At 29.3% G+C, this 15448-nt stretch carries 13 protein-coding genes and 1 pseudogene; 7 read left to right on the top strand and 7 right to left on the bottom strand.

What is annotated here, in order from left to right:
• Window positions 1-451, top strand: a 451-nt coding sequence (locus ABIN17_07535; protein ID MEO0284900.1) for an S-adenosylmethionine:tRNA ribosyltransferase-isomerase, incomplete at its 5' end; no start/stop codon positions are given.
• Window position 452: 1 nt separating this feature from the next.
• Here the strand turns inward: ABIN17_07535 and ABIN17_07540 are convergent.
• From ABIN17_07540 to ABIN17_07555, 4 genes are read right to left on the bottom strand one after another with little or no spacing between them, the layout of a single operon-like run.
• Complete coding sequence (locus tag ABIN17_07540; protein ID MEO0284901.1) at window positions 453-992, bottom strand: CDP-alcohol phosphatidyltransferase family protein; 540 nt, start codon at window positions 990-992, stop codon at window positions 453-455.
• The gene (locus ABIN17_07545) at window positions 989-2635 is read right to left on the bottom strand and encodes an AAA family ATPase (protein ID MEO0284902.1); all 1647 of its coding nucleotides are present in this window, start codon (window positions 2633-2635) and stop codon (window positions 989-991) included. The genes ABIN17_07540 and ABIN17_07545 overlap by 4 nt, the downstream gene beginning before the upstream one ends.
• Before the next feature lies 1 nt (window position 2636).
• Window positions 2637-3443 carry an NAD(+)/NADH kinase gene (locus ABIN17_07550; GenBank protein ID MEO0284903.1) on the bottom strand — a complete coding sequence of 269 codons (807 nt, stop codon included), beginning with the start codon at window positions 3441-3443 and terminating at the stop codon, window positions 2637-2639.
• Window positions 3428-5269 (bottom strand): M1 family metallopeptidase, encoded by a 1842-nt coding sequence (locus tag ABIN17_07555; GenBank protein MEO0284904.1) that lies wholly within the window; start codon window positions 5267-5269, stop codon window positions 3428-3430. The genes ABIN17_07550 and ABIN17_07555 overlap by 16 nt, the downstream gene beginning before the upstream one ends.
• Window positions 5270-5353: 84 nt before the next feature.
• On the opposite strand from ABIN17_07555, the gene ABIN17_07560 reads away from it, so the two are divergent.
• Together ABIN17_07560 and ABIN17_07565 are read left to right on the top strand one after the other, a co-directional pair.
• Window positions 5354-7753, top strand: a complete 2400-nt coding sequence (locus ABIN17_07560) for an AAA family ATPase (GenBank protein ID MEO0284905.1) — start codon at window positions 5354-5356, stop codon at window positions 7751-7753.
• Window positions 7754-7770: 17 nt separating this feature from the next.
• Window positions 7771-9327 (top strand): VCBS repeat-containing protein, encoded by a 1557-nt coding sequence (locus ABIN17_07565; GenBank protein MEO0284906.1) that lies wholly within the window; start codon window positions 7771-7773, stop codon window positions 9325-9327.
• A gap of 6 nt (window positions 9328-9333) precedes the next feature.
• Here ABIN17_07565 and ABIN17_07570 read toward each other — a convergent pair whose 3' ends face one another.
• Window positions 9334-10086, bottom strand: coding sequence for a DUF6775 family putative metallopeptidase (locus ABIN17_07570; protein MEO0284907.1), 753 nt, complete (start codon window positions 10084-10086; stop codon window positions 9334-9336).
• Window positions 10087-10118: 32 nt separating this feature from the next.
• Between ABIN17_07570 and ABIN17_07575 the strand changes: the two are divergent.
• Window positions 10119-10299: pseudogene (locus ABIN17_07575) on the top strand (tRNA-binding protein).
• On the opposite strand, the gene ABIN17_07580 reads toward ABIN17_07575, so the two are convergent.
• Entirely contained in the window at window positions 10294-10734 is a 441-nt protein-coding gene (locus ABIN17_07580) for a GIY-YIG nuclease family protein (GenBank protein MEO0284908.1), read from the bottom strand. The pseudogene ABIN17_07575 and the gene ABIN17_07580 overlap by 6 nt on opposite strands.
• Before the next feature lie 79 nt (window positions 10735-10813).
• Complete coding sequence (locus tag ABIN17_07585; GenBank protein ID MEO0284909.1) at window positions 10814-11611, bottom strand: sulfide-dependent adenosine diphosphate thiazole synthase; 798 nt, start codon at window positions 11609-11611, stop codon at window positions 10814-10816.
• Between the two features lie 110 nt (window positions 11612-11721).
• Between ABIN17_07585 and ABIN17_07590 the strand changes: the two genes are divergently transcribed.
• The 3 genes from ABIN17_07590 to ABIN17_07600 are packed head-to-tail and all read left to right on the top strand — an operon-like array spanning window position 11722 to window position 15440.
• A complete protein-coding gene (locus tag ABIN17_07590) occupies window positions 11722-12564 on the top strand; it encodes a glycine--tRNA ligase subunit alpha (GenBank protein MEO0284910.1) in 843 nt (280 codons plus the stop codon).
• Window positions 12557-14644 carry a glycine--tRNA ligase subunit beta gene (gene glyS / locus ABIN17_07595; GenBank protein ID MEO0284911.1) on the top strand — a complete coding sequence of 696 codons (2088 nt, stop codon included), beginning with the start codon at window positions 12557-12559 and terminating at the stop codon, window positions 14642-14644. The genes ABIN17_07590 and glyS overlap by 8 nt, the downstream gene beginning before the upstream one ends.
• A gap of 34 nt (window positions 14645-14678) precedes the next feature.
• A complete protein-coding gene (locus tag ABIN17_07600; protein MEO0284912.1) occupies window positions 14679-15440 on the top strand; it encodes an electron transfer flavoprotein subunit beta/FixA family protein in 762 nt (253 codons plus the stop codon).
• Window positions 15441-15448 lie beyond the last annotated feature (8 nt).

Genomic DNA, 15448 nt, shown 5'->3' on the forward strand with positions numbered 1-15448 from the left:
AAGACTTATAAAAAAATTAAAAAAAGAAGGAATTAAAGTAAAAGAACTTACACTTCATGTAGGTCCTTTTACATTTCTTAATAATATAGAAGATGAAGAAATTATAAAGGAATTTTATGAAATTCCTGAGGAAACTTTAATGGAAATAGAAAAAACCAAAAAGAATGGTGGAAGGATTATTTCAGTGGGAACAACTGTAACAAGAGCTTTAGAAACATGGGGACTTACAGGTAAAAGAAAAGGGTATACTGATTTAATAATAAAACCTGGTTTTGAATTTAAAATTACCGATATCTTACTTACAAATTTTCACCTTGAAAATCTCTCCCCTATACTTTTAACCCTTGCCTTTGTAAAGGATGAAAATTTATTAAGGGAAAGTTATAAAGAGGCTCTTAAAAGAAATTACAGATTTTACAGTTTTGGTGATGCAATGCTTATAATACCTTAATTTACCCAGCTTTTTTTACTTTATAACTTTCCCTCCACAAGATTAAAAAAATTACAAAATAAGAGGTAGAAGCCAAAACTATAAAAAAAAGGGATAAAAATACAAGATACTCTTTTAAGGGAAAATTAAGTAAATAAAAAATAAAAAGTAAAGAGAGAAAAAAACCTGCCAGTTTACCAGAAATATTTGAACCAATAACTTTTCCTTTCTTCCACAATAAATAACCGAAAAATAAACTTACAAAATCTCTCAAAAAAAGTATAATAACAAAAAATAAAGGTAAACCTTTAAAAAAATAAAGAGATATAGAAACTGAATTAAAAAAAATCTTATCAATCACATGGTCAAGAATCTTACCCAGTTCAGAACTCTCTTTTCTTTTTCTTGCTATATAACCATCAAAAATATCAGTGATAACAGCAAGAGAAAGTAAAAATAAAACTATTTTTGATTTATTTTCCTTTATAAAATATATAACAAAAAAAAGAATTGGTAATCTTGTTAAAGAAAGGATGTTCTGAATTTTAAAAAGTTCATTCATTTTATACCTTCACTAAGCAATTTTTCAGCAGCATTTAAAGAAGTTTCATCAATTTCCTTACCTGCGATCATCCTTGCAATTTCTCTTTTTCTTTCTTCTATACTCTTAAGTTCCTTTACTTTAATTATAGTCTTTCCGTTTTTAACATCCTTATAAACATGAAAATGGTAATCAGAAAAAGATGCAATCTGCGGCAGATGAGTTATACAGAAAACCTGTTTTCCTTTCGCCAAAGTTTTTAAATTTTTCCCAACAATTCTTGCAACTTCACCTCCTATACCTGTATCAACCTCATCAAAAAGAAGGATTTTGCTACTTTCCCTTTCAGAAATTAAAGTTTTTATAGCAAGCATTATTCTTGAAAGTTCACCACCTGAGGCAACCTTTGATAGGGGAAAAGGGCTTTTATCCTTTGAAGTTGAAATTAAAAACTCCACTTCATCTTTTCCTCTTTCGTATAAATCTCTTTCATAAAATTTTACCTCAAATTTTACATAAGGGAAACCAAGATTTAAAAGCATCTTCTCAACTTCTTTTTCAAATTCTTTTGTTTTTCTTTTTCTTTCCTTTGATAACATATTAGCCCTTTCTTCAAGATTTTTTTCCAAATCCTTCAAATTTTTCTCCATTTCTTTTATCTTATTTTTTAAAATTTCAAAATTCTCAAGTTCTTCCTTCCATTTTTTATATAAAAATAAAAGACCTTCTTCATCTGTTCTGTGCTTTCTTTTTAAATCCTCAATTTTCTGAAGTAAATTCTCAAGTTCTAAAAGTTTTTTTTCTTCTTCTTCCTCTTCAAATCTTATCTTTACAAATTCACCGAGTGCTTCACCAAGGAGGTTATCTATTTCCTTTAAAAGTTCAAATCCCCTTTTACCTATTTCTTTAAAGAGATTTTCATTTTTTAATATCCTTCCAATCTTGTTTATAACCGAGTCCTCTCCTTCACCTAATTCGTATAAAATTTCATTTATTTTTTCATTAAGCTCTTTCCTTTCATTCAATTTTCTGTATTTATCAAAAATTTCACTTACATTAATATTTTCAATATCTATTTCTTTCATTTCTTTTATTGAATGTTCCATAAAATCTTTCATTGTTAATATTCTCTCATAATCCCTTTGAAGTTCATTATATTCTTTTAAACTTTTTTTATAAGAATTAAAAAGTTTTTCAAATTTTTCACTTTCTTCTGTTAAAAAGGAGTATCTATCAATTATATCAAGGTAATTTCTTTTATTAAGAAAGTAAAACTGAGAACTCTGTCCATGAATTTCAATTATTTTATCAAATATCTCCTTCAATATAGATAGAGATACAGGAACTCCATTAACTCTTATTTTAGAAACTTTCTCTGCAGGATAAAGTATTCTTTGAACAGATATTTCTTCTTCAACAGGAATTTCATATTTATCAAAAATTTCCTTATCAGGTTCAAATTTAAAAATACCCTCAACATAAACTTCTTTCAAACCCTCAAATATGCTCCAGTCCACTCTTTCACCTTTTAAAAGCAAAAGGGATTCAAGAATCATTGATTTTCCAGCACCTGTTTCTCCTGTGAAACATATAAATCCCTCCTTGAAGGAAAGCTCTATTTCCTTTATTAATATGTAATTTTTAAGATGAAGGTATAATAGCATGTTAAAAATTAAACTTTTCCTTTAATCTTTTATATATACTTTTTCCCCTATCTTTAAAACTTATAAACTTTATTTTAATTTCATTACTTGAGATTAAAATTTTTTTGTTAAGCGGTAATTCAAACTCCATCTGTCCATCAACCCATAATTTGGGAATGTTAGTTTTTCCCTTTGGAATAATATAAACCTTCTTACCAGAAGGAACAACAATTGGTCTTGCGTTTACATTAAAAGGGGCAATAACATTTATACAGAAACCTTTAAGATCATAGTAAAGAATTGGACCATTAAGAGCAAGATTATAGGCAGTTGAACCTGTTGGGGTACATATTAAAACCCCATCAGCAGAATAGAAGAACTTAACATTTTCAATCAAAAGATCAAATTCCATAATTCTTCCTGATGGCTCATTTCTAATTAAAAGGTCATTGAGTGCAAAACATTTTTTGTTATCCCATTCTATAAAAACTGTTTCTCTCTCAAGAATAGAAAAATCATTTTTTATAATTTTTTCAAGATAACTTTCAATCTTATCCTTATTTACATCACATAAAAAACCAACTTTTCCCATATGAACACCAAGAAAAATAGAATCAGGGAAATAGTGAACTGCCTTTAAAAGTGTTCCATCACCACCAAGAGTTATAACAATATCAAAATCTCTTTTTTTTAATTTCTCAGGCTCAGAAGTAAGTTCTAATTCTATTTTTTTTTCCTTAAAAAAATTTTCAATTTTTTTTATGATAGAATTAACATTTTCTTTTTTAGGGTTGTAAACAATAATAGGTCTTTTTATTTTAAATTCCATAATTTAAACTTATAAACTCTTTCCCCTTTATTAATAAGAACAAAGTAATTACCAGATTTATTAAACTTAAAACTAAAAACATTATTTAATTCTTTTTTAAAAACTTCTCTACCCTCAGAAGAAAAAACTTTTATTACATAATCTCCTTTTAAAGGCAAAGTGAAATATTCTTTATTAAAGTAAATCTTTATTTTTTCCTTACTTTCATTTTTAACATAACCTTCTTCAAACCCTACATAGGTTTTTTCCATAAGAATATGTCTCCTTGGATCAATTAGAATAGAAGCTGGAGTAAATCCTAAATAAATTTTAAAAATCTGATTCTGAAGGGAATCTTTAACTCTAACAAAAATTGTATCACCTATACTCCTAAGAAAACCAATTTCAAGAGGAAAATTAAAAATACTTGTATTATAAGTCTGTGTATCCTGGGTTTGCTTAATATTTATAAAATATGTATCAGAAATTACATCGTAACTCCATTTTATTATAGGATGACCAACCTTATAAACCCATTGGTCAAAAAACTTATAAAGATTAAATCCAGTCCTTGCTTCAAGAAAAAGTCTTAAATCTTCTGTTGAGGCATTTTTATATTTAAAATTTAAATGATAATCCCTTAAAGCATTAAAAAATAATGTATCATCATTTATAAGAAATCTCAACATATGTAAAACACAGGCTCCCTTATCATAAGTAATAACAGAAAAAAGGTAAAGAGGGTTATATATAGGAGAAATCCATTCAAGAGAACTGTTTATAACATTTTGTTGAAAGTAATGAATATAACTAAGATAAGAGGAATATCCATAATTATATTCATTCCATAAGGCTTCACAGTATGAAGCAAAACCTTCATTTAACCATATATCAGCCCATTCCTTCAATGTAACAGAATTTCCAAACCAGTGATGGGACATTTCGTGAAGATGCACCATTTCAGAAAAATAACCGGGGTATCTTACATAATAATCATCTACAAAAACAATAGTATTGTGTTCCATTGCACCAAAATAATAAGCATTTACTTCAGCATTTCCGTATTTCTCACTTTTAAAAGGGTACTCACCAAATTTATTTGAAAGGAAAGTTAGCATCTGGGGTAGTTTCTGAAAGGATATTATTCCAGAGGTAGTATCAGAGGGATAAACAAAATTCATTATAGGCATAGAATTCCATGAATCATATAATATTTTATAAGGGTAAATTGCAAGAGCCATTAAGTATGTAGGAATATCATAATTAGTTTTCCAGTGATATATTTTTGTATTACCGATCTGTTTTACTGAATCAAGGAGACCATTTGAAGCTACAACAAAAGTATCAAGAACTTGAATATGGAAAGAAATCTTAGCCTTTTCAGAAGGTTCATCAAAACAGGGAAACCAGTTCCTTGATCCATTAGGTTCGGTAAAACTATAAGCCTGATGAATTGAAGGAATAAAAATAAAACCAACTCCTCCCTGTCTGGAAGGTTGTCCGTGATAAAATATGGAAACACTATCTATAAAACCTGAATCAACTGGATTTAAAAGTTTTATGCTCAATATTCCAGTATTTAAATGGGAAAAATAAGATGAATTTGAAATACTATCCACTTTAAGTTGAGGATGAAGATGCAAGAAAATGCTGTCAAGTCCATTTTTTTTACTCATAAATTTTAAAGTATTTTTACCTCCTAAGGTCTCAGCATAAACATCAACCCATAAGAAAAGATTATAGGAAAGCACATCAAAAGAATGCGGGGTTGATAGCAAATCACCTTTTAAATAATAGTTCTCTTTAAGGGGTGTCTCAAAAATTAAAAAGATTAAATATAAAATCATAATAGATTTTACCTTATATGTAATTTACCTTGCAAATTAAAAATTTCAAAGTTATTTATTTTAGAAATAAAGGAGGAAAGGGAAATGAGAATTGAAAAATTTACTGATAACGCAAAAGAAGCCATTTATAAAGCACAGAATATTCTAATTGACTTAAAACACACTCAACTGGATGTAGAACATCTATTTTTAGGTCTTTTAGATACAGAAAACTCACCTGTTTCTGAAATTTTAAGCAAATATGGAGTATCACCACAGATCATCAGGGAAAGACTTAAAAGAAGCCTTGAAAAAATACCTCAGATAGAATTCGGTTCTTATCCTGCTAATCAGATTTATATAACTCCAAGACTCAATGATGTTTTCAAAATTGCTGAAGAAGAAGCAAAAAGAATGGGAGATGAATATATTGCCTCAGAACACCTTTTCCTTGGAATTGTTGAAAAGAAAGATGGAGAAGCAGGAAAAATTTTAAGAGACTATCATATTGATAAAGAAAAAGTTTATAAGGCAATTTACGAAATAAGAGGTTCTCAAAGGGTTTTAGACCCTCAGGCAGAAACCAAATACAAGGCACTTGAGAGGTTTACAATAGATCTTACAAATCTTGCAAAATCTGGTAAACTTGACCCTGTAATAGGTAGGGACGAGGAAATTGAAAAAGTTATAATGGTTCTTTTAAGAAAATCAAAAAATAATCCTGTTTTAATAGGAGAACCCGGAGTCGGAAAAACCGCAATAGTTAATGGCCTTGCACACAGAATTGTGAAAAAAGAAGTTCCTGATCCCTTAAAGGAAAAGAAAATACTTCTCCTTGATATGGGCGCACTTCTTGCTGGAACAAAATTTAGAGGTGAATTTGAAGAAAGACTTAAAGCAGTGATAGACGAAGTTAAAAAGAGAAAAGGAGAAATAATTTTATTTATTGATGAAATACACACAATCGTTGGAGCAGGTGCTGCTGAAGGTGCAATAGATGCAGCTAATCTTTTAAAACCGTCTCTTGCTTCAGGAGAGTTAAGAGTTATAGGAGCAACAACCCTTGATGAATATAGAGAACACATAGAAAAGGATGGAGCTCTTGAAAGAAGATTTCAACCAATTTATGTAAATGAACCCAGTATAGAAGAAACTATAGAGATACTTAAAGGTTTAAAAAATAGGTACGAGGAACATCACAAGGTGAAAATTCTTGATGATGCAATAGAGGCTTCTGCTAAGCTATCTGCAAGATACATTCAGGGAAGAAAATTACCTGATAAGGCAATAGATTTACTTGATGAAGCCTGTGCTTATGTAAGAATGAAGCTCTCTGAAATGCCTGAAGATTTAAAATCCTTGAAAGAGGAAATTGAAAAACTGGAGGAAGAAGGGGAAACTTCAGCAAGGTATGGTGATTACGAAAAGGCTAAAATAATAAAGGAAAAACTGGAAAATTATCAAAAAATTTATGAAGAAAAGAAAAAAGAATGGGAAAAGCAAACAAAGTTTGATGATAAAGTTGATAAAAATGATATAGCCAAAATTGTAGAAAAAATAACTGGTATCCCAGCTTCAGAACTTGTTGAGGAAGAGATAAAAAAACTTTTGAAGATTGAAGAGGAGCTTTTAAACAGAGTGATAGGTCAATATGAAGCTGTTAAAGCAGTTTCTGAGGCTATTAAAAGAAATAGAGCTCTACTTTCAAATAAGTCAAAACCTATAGGAGTATTTTTATTTTTAGGTCCAACAGGTGTTGGTAAAACACATCTTGCACGGGAGTTAGCAAGATTTTTATTTAAAGATCCTGATGCACTTTTAAGAATTGATATGTCTGAGTATATGGAAAAACACTCAGTATCAAAACTCATTGGTGCTCCTCCAGGATATGTAGGTTATGAAAAAGGAGGACTTTTAACTGAGTCAGTAAGGAGAAGACCTTATCAAGTTATACTTCTTGATGAGATAGAAAAAGCAGATCTTGAAGTTTTAAACATATTATTACAGGTTTTTGATGCAGGAAGGTTAACAGATTCTCATGGAAGAACTGTTGATTTTAAGAATACTATTTTTATAATGACAAGTAACTTAGGTTCTGATATTCTTCTTGAAGATGAAATAGATTTTGAGAGTAAAAAATTAAGAGTTTCAAATCTTTTAAAAAGGACTTTGCCTCCTGAATTTATAAACAGAATTGATGAAATTGTTGTTTTTAAACCACTTTCAAAGGAAGATTTAAAGAAAATACTTGATCTTGAAATAGAACCCTTAAAGGATTCTTTAAAGGAAAAAGGAATAGAAATAATTTTTGAAGAATCTGCAAAGGAATTTTTAATTTCCATAGGGTATGATCCTTTATTTGGGGCAAGACCTTTAAAAAGGATAATCTCAAAATATGTAGAAAACGAAATAGCAAAAATGATTATAGAAGGGAAAATAAGTAGGAAAAATAAAATAAAAATAAAAGGTAATAAGGAAAAGTTAGAATTGGAAGTAATTTCTTAATATTGTTATAATTTATCATGGTTAAAATTTACTTAATTTTATTTCTAATACCCTATGGAAATTCACCAAACTGGGAAGGAGGTTCTGGATATTATTCAACTGGTGGAGGATTTGCTGACATAAATAAAGATTCTTACCTTGATTTCATAGTTTCAAATGGAAACGATATGCAAAGGCAAAAGAATACAATTTTTTTTAACATAAATGGTGCAGTTGAAATAAATCCCTCTTGGTTTTCCCTTGATGCAGAATATTCAGGACATCTTTCAATAAATGATTTCGATAATGATGGATATATTGACTTTGCCGTGAGTAACTACTTAGGTCCACAAGGATTTAGTTCACCCGGAAATGTTGTTATATATAAAAATTTAAATGGAACTGTTAATCCTTCTCCCTTCTGGAAATCAAAAGATAGTACTTACTCCTTTTCCTGCGATTTTGGAGATGTAGATGGAGATGGATATGCAGAAATTGCAATTGCTGGGGGAGAAAGATATACAGGTATAAAGGAATATATAAAAATTTATAAAAACAATTATGGAGTTATTGATACTTTGCCATATTATAACTCCCATTATAAATATTATGCCTATGATGTTCTGTTTTATGATATAAATAAAGATAACTGGCTTGATTTAATTGTTGCCTGCGATGGTGAACCAAATTTAATCTTCTTTAATCATTATGGTAAACTTGATACAATCCCAACCTGGAATTCTGTTGATTCAGATGGTTCACTTCAAGTTGATGCTGGTGATATTGATAACAATGGTTTCCCAGATTTAATATTTGCTAATAATGGACAATTGTACCCCTACTTAAGCAATTTAAAAATTTATTTAAATCTAAATGGGGTCCCCAATACAAGTCCTGATTATATCCTTGATAATACAAAAAACTATTACTCAACAGTTTCTCTATGTGACATCGATTACGATGGAGATTTAGATATAGGTGCTGGGGGATGGTGGGAACCTTTGGTGATTTTTGAAAATTTCGGAAATTTTTTCCATAACACTCCTGATTGGCAATGGTCACCATCTAATCCTTATGATCTTGTTTGTGAAAAGTTAACATTCACGGAAATTGATAACAGCTGGGTATCAAAAGAAGATACTTTTATAAGGATACAAAATATGCCAATTTATACTTTTAAGTTCAAAAATTTATGTGAAATTGAAAATGTTATTAAAATAGATTCAGGAATTAATTCAATAATTCCAATAAATTTTTACACATATTCTCTTGAATCAGGCTGGATATCCATAAATAAAAATATATCACAGAATAGGGATACATTTTTAATCAGATATAAAATTCCATTAAATTATGATATAAGTATAACAAACTGGGAGAACAGAAGAGGGAATTTTTATTTTCTCTCAAACTTTGTGAATATAAGCGAAAAAGTAAAATTCGAAAAATCTAAAAATAAAAAAAGTATTTTTGTTTATAAGGAATTTAAAGGAGAATTTTACGATTTATCCGGAAGGAAAAATAAAATTTTAAAAAACGAAATTGGTTTTATAAAGGAAAAAGGAAAGGTAACAAAAGTTATAGCATTTAATTAGAAAACATCAATATTTAATTATTTTATCCCATTCATTTTTATGCAATTCACAGAAACTTAAATTATACTGAGCATTTATAACTTCTCTCTGAAAGTGACTGTTATACAAAATACAATTCTTATCCTCACAGAACAAAAAATCCCTTCTTTTTAAAATTGAATCATAAAAAAATATACCCTGAATCACATAACTTATCAAAATCCGATTTAACCTTTCATCACCTTCTATTAAATAGTAATCCTTATATTTGGGTAAGGACTTTAAGCTCTTTGCAATATAATAATCTCTATCCTTTGCTGGTGCATAAATTACCCCTGGAATTGAAATCAAAACAGGAAAGGAAAAAAGTATAACTCTTAAATGCCATCTATCAGAATAAGTGGCTAAAAGTTGATCAGTAAAGAAAATTGTAAAAGAACTTTCAAGATCTCTCTGTAAAGGAGAAATAAATTCCTTGTATATTTTTAAAAATTTTAATCCATCATAAACAATACCTTTTTTCCTTTTCAAATTCTTTAAATTTCTTCTTTCGTAATCAATTTCAACTGGAAAAGGATTTTCATTTAAATATCTTTTCAAAGGATCAAGAACCCTTATTTTTGCTAAATATTCTGCCTTTTTATTCAATTCCTCTCCTTCAAGTTTTAAAAGTGGGTCTTCTTCTAAAAAAACTTCAAAACCCTCTCTTTCAAAAAATTCTTTAATTTCTATAAAATTTACTCCTTCATAATTAACTTTATATAAATGAATTTTTTTCATAAGTTATTATAATATATAATAACAGAAGTTGGATTTATTTTGGTAAACAAGGAATCAAAAAATCAAGCGCTTAGAGATAACAAAACTTTATAAAAAAGAAGACCTTTTAAACAAAAAGGTGATAGCAGTTTATAACTACCCCCTAAATATAATAACAAAGTGGTTTTAATACAACCTGATAGAAAAGTTGAGAATAGTAAAAGAATTTTATGATATTTTGAATAAATGAGATTTACATTTACAATCTGTTGAACCAAATTTTTTAACTTCAATTTCAAATTCTTTAGAAAAAATTTTTGCCAGCTTACATTCAAGTTTCTCCTTTTCTTTCTTCTCAATCAAAATAATAAATTTTATTTTTCCTTCTGTAAGCAAATAATCAATATGCCATCTTTTATTCTTCCTTTTACCCTCAGAAAGCTCTATATGCCTTTTTACTCTTTTAAATCCAGCCTTTCCATTTGCAGAACCTATATAAATGTATCTCCCATTAAAATTAAATAAAGGAAGCCTTCCAGGTTTAATTTTTTTATTATCTAATTCAAGTAAAACTATATAAACCCTTTGATAAAAGGACTTAAGGTTTCCCTTTTTTGAAATTTCTAAACCCTCACTCTCGAGATTCGCAGGGTTTTGGGGATTATGTATGTTGGTTTTCTGAAATTGTTAAAACCTTACACACTTTCACACGGACACTCGGAAGCACGGTGGTGCTTTTCTTAAATTTCTAAACCCTTACACCTATTTTGAGTTTTTCTATAATTATTTCTGCAGCTCTTTTACCTGAAAGTAACATTGCTCCAAAAGTTGGTCCCATTCTTGGGAGACCAAAAGTTTCAGCAACTGCCATTCCTGCTACTACAAGACCTGGAAAAACTTCTCCTGTGTGTTCTACAACAGCATCCTCTGAAGCCTCAACCCACATTGCACCTAAACCTTTTAACTTTAAATATCCTCTCTGCTCAAGGGATTTTACCACGAAGGCATCATGCCCTGATGCATCTATAACGAATTTTGATTCAAGACCAATAGGGTCTACACAAGTAATTTGTCTTGGAAGACCTTCCACAGGTGACCAGTTTACAACAACACCAGAAACTCTTGGAGTCCCATTATCTTCTCTGATAACAACATCATCAAATTTTGTGAGTTGTAAAAATTTAACACCTGCATCACTTGCAGCTGCAATTAATTTTGAACAAGCTTGAGCTCCATCAGTAACATAAAGACCAGAACTTATCTCCTCAAACTTTATACCTATTTCCTTCAAATATTCCTGAGAAGGAGCCCTGAAGGTGACCTTATTCATAAAAAATCCACCAAGCCAGAAACCTCCACCAAGATAATTATTTCTTTCTATTACAAGGGTATTTAAACCTTCCTTTGCCAATTCTCTTGCTGCAGTTAAACCTGCGGGTCCTGCTCCAACTACTATAACATCACTTTCAATAACTCCCTCAAACATTTTTAAAAAAGAAATAGTAATAGCCTTTGAAACATCCTTTTCAGAAACCTTTTCAAACATTTTAGTTCTCCTCAAAATTTAATAAGGGATTTGAACCCTCTAAATTTCTCTTGGAATTAATTATACCCCCTCTTTGATAGAAAATCAATACTTATTATAAAATTTAAATCATGTATTTTCAGGAAATAATTGAAAATCTCAATAAATTCTGGAAAAAAGAAGGCTGTATAATTTTTACACCCTATAATTCTGAAGTGGGGGCTGGAACCTTTAATCCAGCCACTTTTTTAAGGTGTTTGGGTAAAAAACCTTGGAAATGTGCTTACTTTGAACCAACAAGAAGACCAAAGGATGGTAGATACGGGGATAACCCCAATAGAGTTTTGCAGTATTTCCAGTACCAGGTAGTTCTAAAACCTCCTCCAGAAGATGTTCAGGAAATTTATCTTAATTCTTTAAGGACACTTGGAATTAAAATTGAAGAACATGATGTAAGATTTGTTGAGGATGACTGGGAATCAGAAACTCTTGGAGCTTGGGGAATTGGCTGGGAAGTATGGCTTGATGGACTTGAAATCACACAATTTACTTACTTCCAGCAAATTGGAGGAATAGATCTTGACCCTATTACCTGTGAAATTACTTACGGACTTGAGAGAATTGCAATGTTTTTACAGAACAAAAAGTCTATTTTTGATATAGATTGGAACGAAAATATTAAATGGGGAGATATTTACCTCCAAAATGAAAGGGAATTCTCTGAATATTATTATCATATAGCAAATCCAGATTTATGGAAAAACTTTTTTGAAGAAATGTACAGGGAAACTGAAAAATTAATTGAAAAGGACCTCATTATGCCTGCCTATGATGGAGTTATTAAAACTTCCCATGCTTTTAATATCCTGGATGCAAGAGGTGTTATATCACCTGCTGAAAGACAGATGATGATACAAAGAATAAGAAAACTTGCAAACAGTGTAGCCAAAAAGTATATAGAGAAAAATGGCTGATTATCTTCTTGAATTCGGAACAGAAGAATTACCACCTTTTTCAATAAAACCTGCTGTTTTAAAACTTAAAGAAGAATTTGAAAATTTATTTAAAGAGGAAAAAATTGAATTTAAAAATATAAAAGTTTTTGGTTCACCGAGGAGACTTGCTATACTCATTGAAAATATTTCAGAAAAACAGAAAGAATACGAAGAAGAAATAAAAGGTCCACCAATAAATATTGCCTTTAATGAAAGAGGTGAAAAAAGTGAGGTATTAAAAAAGTTTCTTGAAAGTAATAAAAGTGATGAAAAGTCAATTTACATAAAAGAAATAGAAGGGAAAAAATATGTTTTTATTAAAGTAAAGAAAGGAGGAAAAGACACAAGGGATATAATAAAAGAGAATATAATGGAGATTATAAAAAAAATTCCCTTTCCTAAAAAGATGAAATGGAATAGTGAAAATCTTACTTTTGCAAGACCGATAAGATGGATATTATCTTTATGGAATAAGGAAATTCTTGAACTTTCTCTCCCTATTAAAACCTCTAATAAAACAAGAGGAAATAGACTCTTCGGTAATAAAATTATTGAAATAAATTCTATAGAAAAATATGAGGAATCTTTAAAAAAAGAGGGAGTAGTGCCCTCTTTTGATGAAAGAAAAAAAATAATTCTTGAGAAAATAAATATAATATGTGAAAAATTAAATGCAGAACCTGTAATTGATGATAATCACTTAGAAGAACTCACAGGTCTTGTGGAATATCCTGGTGTAATACTATGTGAATTTCCAGAAAAATATTTAGAAATTCCAAAAGAAGTAATCTTTACTGCTATGAAATCCCATCAGAGATATATTCCCCTTATATCAAAAGATAAAAGAATCTTACCTTACTTTATAGCTGTTATAAATAATAAGGAAGAAAAAGAAAATATAATTAAAAAGGGATTAATAGATGTTCTTATTGCAAGATTAGAAGACGCAAAGTTTTATATAGAAAAAGATAACGAAATTCTCCTTGAAGAAAGGATAAATTTGCTTAAAGAAATAGTTTGGATTAAGGGATTGGGAAGTATTTATGATAAAAATTTAAGGGTAAAATCACTTTTTAATTATTTTATCAATAATTCAAATATTAAAATTTCTGAGAATAAAGAATTCCTTGAAAAAATTATAGAACTTTTAAGAACTGACCTTACTACGGAAATGGTAAGGGATGGAAAAGAATTTACAGAACTTGAAGGTATTATAGCATCAGAATATGCAAGAATCCAGAAAAAGGATGAAAAAACTATAAAAATTCTTAGAGAATATAGATTACCAAAATTTTACAAGGATGAATTACCAGAAACAAAGGAGGGGATTTTGATTTCTCTCTCAGATAAAATTGACACAGCTTTTGCTTTATTTGTAAGTGGTTATAAAATCAAAGGGTCAAAAGATCCAATGGGTTTAAAAAGAAATCTTTATTCTTTTTTTTATCTTATTACAGAAAAGCAAATCAAGTTTGACCTTGAAAAAATAGTTGAGTTTTCATTAAACCTTTTTGAAAATCAAAAAATTAGAATAAAATCAAATAAAGAAGAAATAACTTTAGAAATTCTAAAAAGATTTGAGAATTTCCTTGAGGAGTTTAAAGGTATAAGATACGATATAGTTGACGCAATAATAGAGAGTGATACAAAGGATCTTTATATAATTTATAAAAAAGCCTCTGTACTGAAGGAATTCCTTGAAAAGGAATGGGAAACTTTTGAAAAGGTAATAATAGGACAAAAAAGGGTATTTAACATTATAAAGAATGAAAAAACAAATGGAAGAGTAAAAGAAAATCTATTTGAAAAGGAAGAAGAAAAAGTTCTTTATAATGCTTTAATGGAAATTGAACCTCTTTTTATAAAAAATCTTGAAAAGGAAAATTTTGAAGATGCCTTTAGAGAACTTTTAAAATTAAGAGAACCAATTGATAAATTTTTTGACAATGTATTTGTTATGACTGATAATAAAGAAATAAGAGAAAATAGGCTCAATCTACTAAAAAGAGTATGGGAAGTTTTTAAGAAATACGGAAATCTCTCTAAAATTGTAATATGAAGGGTTTGATTCCCTTATTAATCAAGGAGGGATTATGAAAATTTTAGTTTTAACAAAAAGGGTCCCAGACACAGGAGTTCCAATAAGAGTTAAATCTGATGGGAGTGGTCTTGAACTCACCTCCATCCCCTTTGTTATGAATCCTTACGATGAATATGCTTTAGAAGCTGCTTTAAGAATTAAAGAGAAAAAAGGGGAGGGAGAAGTTGTTCTTTTATCTCTGGGTAATGAAGAATATAAAGAAACATTAAGACATGGTCTTGCAATGGGAGCTGATAGAGCAAAACTTATAAAGATTAATGAGCCCTCAGAACTTGACTCAATTCAGGTTGCAAATTTATTGATTGAAGAAATAAAAAAAGAAAATCCTGATACAATTTTTTGTGGAAAAAAAGCAGTTGATGATGAAAGAAACTATGTCCATATTTATATTGCAACAAAACTTCAAAAACCTTATATATATGGGGCAGTAAACATAGAACTCTCAAATGGCAATTTAAAAGTTACAAAGGAAACAGAAAAGGGTCTTGCAATTTTTGAACTTCCCCTTTCCTCATTTATTATATTTGATAAGTGTCAGTTTGAACCAAGGTATCCTTCTTTAAGAGGTATTATGATGGCAAAGAAAAAAAATATAGAGGAAATATTACCTCAAAATTTAACTGATAGAAAAATAGAAACAATTAGATATGAAGCTACACCAACTAAAAAAACTGGTAAAATTATAAATTTACCTTTTCCGGATAATGTTAAGGAACTTGTTAAACTTTTAAAGGAAGAAGCAAAAATTTTATAAAGGAGGTT

It is taken from the genome of candidate division WOR-3 bacterium, assembly GCA_039803925.1.
Lineage (GTDB): Bacteria > Hydrothermota > Hydrothermia > Hydrothermales > JAJRUZ01 > JBCNVI01.

Excerpts from the sequence above, each read along its gene's own strand:
- ABIN17_07590 (MEO0284910.1), top strand. The coding sequence starts at position 11,722 with ATGTATTTTCAGGAAATAATTGAAAATCTCAATAAATTCTGGAAAAAA.
- ABIN17_07545 (MEO0284902.1), bottom strand. The coding sequence starts at position 2,635 with ATGCTATTATACCTTCATCTTAAAAATTACATATTAATAAAGGAAATA.
- ABIN17_07540 (MEO0284901.1), bottom strand. The coding sequence starts at position 992 with ATGAATGAACTTTTTAAAATTCAGAACATCCTTTCTTTAACAAGATTA.
- ABIN17_07570 (MEO0284907.1), bottom strand. The coding sequence starts at position 10,086 with ATGAAAAAAATTCATTTATATAAAGTTAATTATGAAGGAGTAAATTTT.
- ABIN17_07560 (MEO0284905.1), top strand. The coding sequence starts at position 5,354 with ATGAGAATTGAAAAATTTACTGATAACGCAAAAGAAGCCATTTATAAA.
- glyS (MEO0284911.1), top strand. The coding sequence starts at position 12,557 with ATGGCTGATTATCTTCTTGAATTCGGAACAGAAGAATTACCACCTTTT.
- ABIN17_07550 (MEO0284903.1), bottom strand. The coding sequence starts at position 3,443 with ATGGAATTTAAAATAAAAAGACCTATTATTGTTTACAACCCTAAAAAA.
- ABIN17_07565 (MEO0284906.1), top strand. The coding sequence starts at position 7,771 with ATGGTTAAAATTTACTTAATTTTATTTCTAATACCCTATGGAAATTCA.
- ABIN17_07600 (MEO0284912.1), top strand. The coding sequence starts at position 14,679 with ATGAAAATTTTAGTTTTAACAAAAAGGGTCCCAGACACAGGAGTTCCA.
- ABIN17_07585 (MEO0284909.1), bottom strand. The coding sequence starts at position 11,611 with ATGTTTGAAAAGGTTTCTGAAAAGGATGTTTCAAAGGCTATTACTATT.
- ABIN17_07555 (MEO0284904.1), bottom strand. The coding sequence starts at position 5,269 with ATGATTTTATATTTAATCTTTTTAATTTTTGAGACACCCCTTAAAGAG.